Raw genomic sequence first — 8,638 nt, forward strand, 5'->3', positions numbered from 1 at the left:
TTATGATAAATAAACATTACTACACTATTCAGGAGGAAATTTAAGTTCATGTCAGTTGAAGTTGGCGAAAAACTCGTCGGAAAAGTCACAGGAGTTAAACCGTTCGGAGCATTTGTTGAATTACCGAATGGAAAGAGTGGTCTCGTACACATTAGTGAGGTTGCAAACAAATTCGTTGAGGATATTAATGATCACCTTAAAGTAAACGATGAAGTCGAAGTAAAAGTATTATCTGTTGGTGATGATGGAAAGATTTCTTTATCTATTAAACAAGCAGAGAAACCAAAAAAGCAACGTAGAGCACAGTCTCCAGAAGACTTTGAAAAGAAACTCTCAAACTTCTTAAAAGATAGTGAAGAGCGTATGAGTTCAATTAAAAGACAAGCGGACGCACGTCGCGGCGGACGTTAATAAATAGAAGTAAAAAGGCTGGAATTTTCTAGCCTTTTTTATCCTTATAGGGTGAAGTGAATGATCAAATTAAACGTCACTTGGACGCCGTCAGACAATATCGCCATAGCGTTATCGGGTGGTATAGACTCGACGGTTTTATATCATTTATTGACAACGCGTTATAGAGATACATATCGAGAGTTATATATATTACACGTTAACCACGGGAGTCGAGAGGCCTCTATCGGTGAAGAACAAGCGTTACGAAAAATGGCGGATAGTGACGGATATGTATTTTTATCGACGACATTAAATTTAGACAAGTTTTCACAGCGAAAAGGGCGAGACTTACGATATGCGTTCTTTTATGACATGTTAAACGAATACGACATCGATTACTGTTTAACGGCGCATCATAAAGATGATGACTTTGAAACGATTATGTTTGAGTTATTAACTGGTCGCCATTTAAAAGGCATTGGTATTCCGTCTCAGTTCGGTAAAGTACTTCGACCGATGATGAGTGTTCGTTTACAAGAAATCGAACAGTATGCACATGAACATCGTCTTGAATATTTTGAAGATCATACAAACGACACGAACGACTATACGAGAAATTATATCCGTCACGAAGTGTTACCAAATATCGAACAGCATGACGAGCTGCATTTAGAAAATTTGGCGCAATTTAAAGAAGATTACAACGAAATGACGCAATATTTTAAACAAGAGGCTGAAAGCTTTCTTAAAGATAAGACTGTTAGCCGAAAGAAGTTTAACGCGTGTAGTCACATATTAAAAGTATATATCTTAAATCGCTGGTTAAACGTCGGCAGAGCGTATAGTGAAGAAATGATTCGGTTGTTACAGAGTGACACGAGTCAATTTGAATTGCCAGTTGGTGAACAAAGTTTCGTCTGTAGTTATGACGATTGCTACGTCATAAGTGACCGAATGTTCGATGAAGAGATGACGATTGATGACGCTGGCACGTACTATTTTAATGGTTATAAAATTACAGTTGATGGTTCGCCGAACTTAACCGTTCGCACGTTTCAACCAGGTGACCGTGTGGCGATACCGAACGTCGGTACTAAAAAAGTGAATCGGCTTTTTATCGACAAAAAAATTAGTCATGAAAAGCGAAAAACGATGCCGATTATTGTCGATGACACCGGTACAATTGTTGCGGTAGGTAATATTTATAATATAATAGAACTATTAAGCAATTTTAAAATAGACTTACATGTTGAGGAGTTATATTATGACGCTTAGAAATGATATTGATGAAATACTTTTTAGCGAAGAAGATATTAAAGAAATTACGAAACGACTTGCTTCTGAGTTAACACGTGATTACGATGGTAAAAATCCGGTTTTTGTGGCGCTATTAAAAGGCTCGATCATGTTTATGGGAGACCTCGTAAAGTACGTCGATACACACTTAGAAATGGACTTTATGGACGTGTCGAGTTACGTCGGAACAAAATCGACAGGAGAAGTAAAGATACTGAAAGACTTATCGACGTCAATTGAAGGGCGTCACGTCGTAATTGTAGAAGATATCGTCGAAACAGGTGCGACTCTTAACTATATCATTGACTTTTTACGTTCTAGAAAAGCTGAGAGTGTTGAAGTTGTTACGCTTTTAGATAAGCCAGTACCTGAACGTAAACTAGAAGTCGACGTTAAATATATCGGTACGACAATTCCTGAAGGATTCGTCGTCGGTTACGGACTAGATTTCAATGAAAACTATCGTAACTTGCCATATATCGGTTTACTAAAACCAGAACTATATAACTAATGCATAACAGTAGATAATATATGTTAATTTTGTTAATATTTCTTTTAGTGTAATAGAAACGGAGGATTACGGATGCCTAAAAATACTGGCCGTAATATATTGCTTTTAGCAATTCTAGCAGTAATATTATTCGGTATATTCCAAAGCTTAAATGGCGGCACTCAAGCAGATAAAGAGCTGCAGTACAAACCATTTATCGAAGCTTTAGAAAATCAAAATATAGAAAAAATGACGATTCAGCCTGAAAATAATGTGTATCTTGTTAAAGGTAAACTAAAAGATCAGGAAGATCATGAATCATTCCATACAGTGATTCCTTATAATGCAACTGGAGATTTAGATTCAATTTTAGAAACAGCTAAGAAAGACAACGACCTTAAATTTAACGTTGAACCAGCAAAAGAACAAAGCCCGTGGACAGGAATGTTATTTACGTTCATACCGCTACTTGTGATTCTATTCTTCTTCTTATTCTTAATGTCTAATGCACAAGGTGGCGGTGGAAACCGCATGATGAACTTCGGTAAAAGTAAGGCGAAGCAATTTGATAACACGAAATCAAAAACACGCTTTACAGATGTTGCCGGAGCAGATGAAGAAAAAGCAGAACTTATCGAGGTTGTGGACTTCTTAAAAGATCACCGCAAATTCGATAAAATGGGTGCGCGTATTCCGAAAGGGGTACTATTAACCGGACCTCCAGGTACAGGTAAAACATTAATTGCACGTGCAGTAGCAGGTGAAGCAGGCGTTCCATTCTTCTCGATTTCAGGTTCTGATTTCGTAGAGATGTTCGTCGGTGTTGGTGCGTCACGTGTACGTGACTTATTCGAACAAGCAAAGAAAAATTCACCATGTATTATCTTTATTGACGAAATCGATGCTGTCGGTCGTCAACGTGGTGCAGGTGTCGGTGGTGGACACGATGAGCGTGAACAAACACTCAACCAATTACTCGTAGAAATGGACGGGTTTGCAGGCAACGAAGGTATTATTATGATCGCTGCAACAAACCGTGCAGATATTTTAGACCCGGCATTATTACGTCCTGGTCGTTTTGATAGACAAATTCAAGTCGGATTACCTGACGTAAAAGGCCGTGAAGCTGTACTTAAAGTACACTCACGTAACAAGCCGTTAGACGAAACAGTCGACTTAAAAGCAATCGCACAACGTACGCCTGGATTCTCAGGTGCAGATTTAGAAAACTTACTAAACGAAGCAGCACTTGTTGCGACTCGTGCGGGTAAAAATACGATTGACATGCGAGACGTAGACGAAGCGACAGACCGCGTAATCGCAGGTCCTGCTAAGAAATCTCGCGTTATGAGTGAAAAAGAACGTCGTATCGTTGCGTTCCACGAAGCTGGACATACAGTAATCGGTATGGTGTTAGACGAAGCAGAAACAGTTCACAAAGTTACGATTGTTCCGCGTGGTCAAGCAGGCGGATATGCCGTGATGCTTCCTAAAGAAGATCGCTACTTTATGACAAAACCAGAGCTTCAAGACCGAATCGTTGGATTACTCGGTGGACGTGTTGCAGAAGAAGTTACGTTTGGTGAAGCATCAACAGGTGCACATAACGACTTCCAAAGAACGACAAGTCTCGCTAGAAAAATGGTAATGGAATTTGGTATGAGTGAAAAACTTGGGCCAATCCAATTTGGTGAAACAGGCGGTCAAGTATTCTTAGGTAAAGAAATGGGTCACGAGAAGAGTTACTCAGATAAATTTGCTTATGAAATTGACTTAGAAGTTCAAAAGATTGTTAAAGAAGCGTACGAAAGATGTCACGAAATCTTAACGACGCATCAAGAACAATTAACATTAATTGCGGAAACGTTACTCGTCGAAGAGACGTTAGACCGCGAACAAATAGAAGGGTTATTCCACGACGGAAAATTACCTGAACGTAAGTATGATGATAGTCATCTAGAAGAAGATACTGAAGATGATGAAAAAGTTGGTCATTCATACGAAGAAATCAAAGAAAAGTTACAACGTCATGAAGACGTATCTGATAACGAGGAAGAAGTTTCTCGTCCAGAAATGACAGAAGACGAAGACGTTACAGAAGACGTGGATCCAAAAGGTCCAAACGAACAACGTGACGTACAAGACGATAGAGATAACAAATAACTAAAAGTCGCCTCGAGTTAGGCGACTTTTATTATGGAGGAAATAAACATGGCAGATAAGTTAATACGTGGATTAGGTTTAAACGATGAAGTAAGAATTTTTTCACTAGATACAACAGATACAGTAAATGAAGCTGTAAATCGTCATAAAGCATACCCAACAGCAGCTGCAGCGTTAGGTCGTACAATGACAGCAACTGTAGTATTAGGTGCAATGTTAAAAGGAAAAGATAAAGTCACAGTCACAGTAGAAGGTGGCGGACCGATCGGTGCAATCGTGACAGACGCAGATGCGAACGGTCACGTACGTGGATACGTGCAACACCCAGACGTACACTTTGACTTAAACGCTCAAGGGAAACTCGACGTGAGTCGTGCAGTTGGTACGAACGGGTATTTAAGAGTCGCAAAAGATATCGGACTTAAAGACAACTTTGTCGGTTCAGTTGAACTTATTTCAGGAGAACTCGGTGAAGACTTCTCTTATTACTTCTATCACTCAGAACAAGTCCCATCAATCGTTGCACTCGGTGTACTCGTTAATCCAGATAACACTGTCAAAGCAGCAGGTGGACTCGTCATTCAAGTACTACCAGCAGCAAGCGAAGAGACGATTACATGTCTAGAAAAAATCGCGAGCGAGATGCGTCCAATTTCACAAATGATCGACGACAATTTAACACCAGAACAAATCGTCGGTGAAGTACTCGGCGACTCATGGCGCAAGCTTGATGAAATGCCAGTCGAATTCGAATGTACATGTAGTAAAGAGCGTTTCATCAACGCAATCGCATCACTAGAAAAAGACGAAATCAAACAAATGATCGAAGAAGACGGTGGGGCGAAGCGGTATGTAACTTCTGTCGCAACGATGTTTGGATCGAAAAAGAAGAGCTCGAAGCACTTCTAGAAGAATAAAATTGCCGTGCCGGAGAATATCCGGATTTGCCTCGAATAGTGCGGGATGAGGTAGTTCATCTACCGCGGTGTGTAATTTGTGTGACGCCCGAAAATACGAACAGATTCGTGTTTCCGGGCGATTTTTTGTGCTGTGCTGTGTTTTAATTTACAAAAATTCTTCGAATCTGTTAGATATATCGAGATAATTAACAAATTCCCGGGATTCAGCACCGTTTTTGTTAGATAAAAAAATATAATTAACAAAAAGTGATCGCCACGGGCGAAATATGTTAAATAAAATCAGATAACTAACAATATCCGGATATTTTTGTTAAATAAAACTTTGATAAAGAGAGTTATTACACTTTTAAGAACTTAATAGGCCTTCCGTCTCGCTAGCGATGAGGTTATTTAACAGATAATTACCGAATCTGTTAGATATATCGAGATAATTAACAAATTCCCGGGATTCAGCACCGTTTTTGTTAGATAAAAAAATATAATTAACAAAAAGTGATCGCCACGGGCGAAATATGTTAAATAAAATCAGATATTTAACAATATCCGGATATTTTTGTTAAATAAAATTTTGATAAAGAGCGTTATTACACTTTTAAGAACTGAACGGGCCTTCCGTCTCGCTAGCGATGTGGTTATTTAACAGATAATTACTGAATCTGTTAGATATATCGAGATAATTAACAAATTCCCGGGATTCAGCACCGTTTTTGTTAGATAAAAAAATATAATTAACAAAAAGTGATCGCCACGGGCGAAATATGTTAAATAAATCCGGATATCTAACAAAACCCGAAAATTTTTGTTAAATATAACCACGCAAAAGTGTATTATTAAACTTTATAAGATGAAAAATCCAATCCACCAGTAACTTCCAGTAAATCCTACCATCAACTAAGCATCACATTTGTAATTCTATCCCTACCGTGTTATATTCATAGTTACTTACTATGAAATAAAAATAGGAGGACATTTTATGTCTAACAAAGTATTTAATAATATTACTGAAGCGATTGGTAATACGCCACTCGTAAAATTAAACAGATTAACAGATGATAATATGGCAGATGTTTACGTAAAACTAGAATTCATGAACCCAGGCTCTTCTGTTAAAGATCGTATCGCTCTTGCGATGATTGAAGCTGCTGAAGAAGCAGGAAAATTAACGAAGGATACAACAATTGTAGAGCCAACAAGTGGAAACACTGGAATTGGTCTTGCGATGGTTGCTGCGAGTAAAGGGTACAAAGCAGTTTTAGTGATGCCTGACACGATGAGTAAAGAACGTCGTAATTTACTAAAAGCATACGGAGCAGAGTTAGTGCTTACTCCAGGTGCCGAAGGGATGAAAGGCGCAATTGCTAAAGCGAATGAACTTGCTGAAAAAGATGGTTACTTCATGCCACAACAATTCGAAAACCCTGCGAACCCTAAAATTCACGAAAACACTACAGGGCCAGAACTTGTAGAACAAGCAAAAAGTGCTGAACTCACGATTGATGCATTCATTGCAGGTGTTGGTACAGGTGGTACAGTAACAGGTGTTGGACATGTGCTAAAAGAAAACAATCCAAACACAAAAGTATACGCACTAGAACCATCAGACTCACCAGTACTTTCAGGTGGAGAATCAGGACCACATAAACTACAAGGACTTGGTGCAGGATTTGTACCAGACACGTTAGACACTGAAGTATACGATGGAGTTGTAAAAGTAGAAAACGAAACAGCATTCGAATATGCAAGAAAACTTGCAAAAGAAGAAGGAATCCTTGGTGGTATTTCTTCAGGTGCAGCAGTATATGCGGCATTAGAAGAAGCGAAGAAATTAGGTAAAGGAAAAACAGTCGTTACTGTATTACCATCAAACGGTGAAAGATATCTATCAACACCATTATTTAATTTTGAATAATAAAAATAAATCCCAGCAACATTAAGTTGCTGGGATTTTTTATGTGCTTATTTTTCTCTCTCAGTTACATTCAAATTATCACCAGTCTTATCGACTTCAATGTCATCGTATTGGACGGTGTCTTTAATATGTTTTACTTCTTCTGTCACTTCTTTTCGAATAACAATTTCTTCAGAAACGACTTGCTCTTTAATAATACGAATACGCTCTCGAGTCACTGGTATACGCGTAACGTTGATGTCGTCAGTGTCTTCAGCGTTATTGTATTCTGATAATAACGGCTCTTCTTCAAACTTATGACGTTCGATAGTGACGGAATCTTTTTGAATCGGTACATCGACTTCTTCTTCACGTGTTTTTACACGTTTTCTAACATTTACTTCGCCTGCGTCAACAGTATGTTTATTCGCGACGAGTTGTTCTTCATGTAGTTCAAATTTTCCAGGTACTTCTTGTTTATTTTTATCATCTTCATTAAAGATGAATAACAAATACTCGCCTTGATCGAGTGAATTAGAAACCTCGATGAGTTCTTCATCGGTAAAATCTTTAAAAACAGAAGCATCTGTCGTCTCGTCGGTGATAATCGCTTCGTTTAGTCCACTATATTTTTGTAAAAGTTCGGGAACTGGTTGAGCGGTAAATACAGTTAATTCATTCGGCTCATATCCACGCGCGACATAAGCATTAATTTTTTTATCTAATTCAGTTATATTTTGTGCTTGAGTAAATTGTGACATAGTAATCACTCCAAATTTATAATTTTTTAAACATGCTTATACTCTTACTCTTCAACTTCTATAACGAGTTTTCCATGAACTTCGTGATTTTCTAATTTTTCATGTGCTTTAAAGATATTGTCTACTGATAATCCTTTCATGACTTCTGTGACAGTCGGTTTATAAACGCCTTCACTAATCAGATGACTGATTTCACGTAAATATCTGTGGTACTGATATTGATCGTCTAAATCTTGTAGCGCTCTTGTGAACATAAATTCATGTGTAAATGTAATGCTCTTTGCTTTTAATAGATTTAAATCTTGTTTTTCAGTAAATGCGACAATTGTTGCGATGTGACCGCGTGGTTTTACGAGGTCAATCATCACTTCGTAATATAAATCCGTGTCGAATGTACAAAATACGTATTCGACGTTTTCGAGATGATGTGCTTTAAATTCATCGCGTAAATCATTTTTATGGTTTAATACGACATCTGCTCCGAGTGATTTGGACCACTCTTTTGCTTCATCTTTTGAAGCAGTCGTAATGACAGTAAGGCCATAGTGTTTCGCAATTTGTGTCGCCATACTTCCAACACCGCCTGCACCGTTAATAATAAGGATGGATTTACCTTTATTGTCTTCTTTGTTTGTACTGATGTTGAACACTTCAAAGAGAGTTTCTGACGCAGTAAGACTAGTGAGTGGAAAGCCTGCCGCTTCATTAAGCGATACGTTTTTAGGTG

The 8,638-nt window shown here is 38.2% G+C and carries 7 protein-coding genes and 1 pseudogene; 6 read left to right on the forward strand and 2 right to left on the reverse strand.

Annotated features, from left to right (window positions below; genetic code table 11):
- Window positions 1-48 precede the first annotated feature (48 nt).
- From HMPREF3029_RS08520 to cysK, 6 genes and pseudogenes are all read left to right on the forward strand, one after another.
- A complete protein-coding gene (locus HMPREF3029_RS08520) occupies window positions 49-411 on the forward strand; it encodes a S1 RNA-binding domain-containing protein (protein WP_040928192.1) in 363 nt (120 codons plus the stop codon).
- Window positions 412-471: 60 nt separating this feature from the next.
- Entirely contained in the window at window positions 472-1,668 is a 1,197-nt protein-coding gene (gene tilS, locus HMPREF3029_RS08525; protein WP_083315025.1) for a tRNA lysidine(34) synthetase TilS, read from the forward strand.
- On the forward strand, window positions 1,658-2,200 hold the full coding sequence (hpt, locus tag HMPREF3029_RS08530) for a hypoxanthine phosphoribosyltransferase (RefSeq protein WP_068128627.1): 543 nt from the start codon (window positions 1,658-1,660) through the stop codon (window positions 2,198-2,200). The genes tilS and hpt overlap by 11 nt, the downstream gene beginning before the upstream one ends.
- A gap of 72 nt (window positions 2,201-2,272) precedes the next feature.
- The gene (gene ftsH, locus HMPREF3029_RS08535) at window positions 2,273-4,342 is read left to right on the forward strand and encodes an ATP-dependent zinc metalloprotease FtsH (RefSeq protein ID WP_068128625.1); all 2,070 of its coding nucleotides are present in this window, start codon (window positions 2,273-2,275) and stop codon (window positions 4,340-4,342) included.
- A gap of 48 nt (window positions 4,343-4,390) precedes the next feature.
- Window positions 4,391-5,259 (forward strand): annotated as a pseudogene (hslO, locus tag HMPREF3029_RS08540) (Hsp33 family molecular chaperone HslO).
- A 976-nt stretch (window positions 5,260-6,235) separates the two neighbouring features.
- Window positions 6,236-7,171, forward strand: coding sequence for a cysteine synthase A (gene cysK / locus HMPREF3029_RS08545; RefSeq protein ID WP_070710411.1), 936 nt, complete (start codon window positions 6,236-6,238; stop codon window positions 7,169-7,171).
- A 47-nt stretch (window positions 7,172-7,218) separates the two neighbouring features.
- On the opposite strand, the gene HMPREF3029_RS08550 is transcribed toward cysK, so the two are convergent.
- Together HMPREF3029_RS08550 and HMPREF3029_RS08555 are read right to left on the reverse strand one after the other, a co-directional pair.
- On the reverse strand, window positions 7,219-7,911 hold the full coding sequence (locus HMPREF3029_RS08550) for a YsnF/AvaK domain-containing protein (RefSeq protein WP_070710413.1): 693 nt from the start codon (window positions 7,909-7,911) through the stop codon (window positions 7,219-7,221).
- A 44-nt stretch (window positions 7,912-7,955) separates the two neighbouring features.
- Window positions 7,956-8,638: zinc-binding dehydrogenase (locus HMPREF3029_RS08555; protein ID WP_070710414.1), on the reverse strand; the 683-nt coding region annotated here is incomplete at its 5' end.

This window comes from Nosocomiicoccus sp. HMSC059G07 (assembly GCF_001815515.1).
Lineage (GTDB): Bacteria > Bacillota > Bacilli > Staphylococcales > Salinicoccaceae > Nosocomiicoccus > Nosocomiicoccus ampullae_A.

Coding starts and splice junctions, on each gene's coding strand:
- hpt (WP_068128627.1), top strand. CDS start 1,658: ATGACGCTTAGAAATGATATTGATGAAATACTTTTTAGCGAAGAAGAT.
- tilS (WP_083315025.1), top strand. CDS start 472: ATGATCAAATTAAACGTCACTTGGACGCCGTCAGACAATATCGCCATA.
- HMPREF3029_RS08520 (WP_040928192.1), top strand. CDS start 49: ATGTCAGTTGAAGTTGGCGAAAAACTCGTCGGAAAAGTCACAGGAGTT.
- ftsH (WP_068128625.1), top strand. CDS start 2,273: ATGCCTAAAAATACTGGCCGTAATATATTGCTTTTAGCAATTCTAGCA.
- cysK (WP_070710411.1), top strand. CDS start 6,236: ATGTCTAACAAAGTATTTAATAATATTACTGAAGCGATTGGTAATACG.
- HMPREF3029_RS08550 (WP_070710413.1), bottom strand. CDS start 7,911: ATGTCACAATTTACTCAAGCACAAAATATAACTGAATTAGATAAAAAA.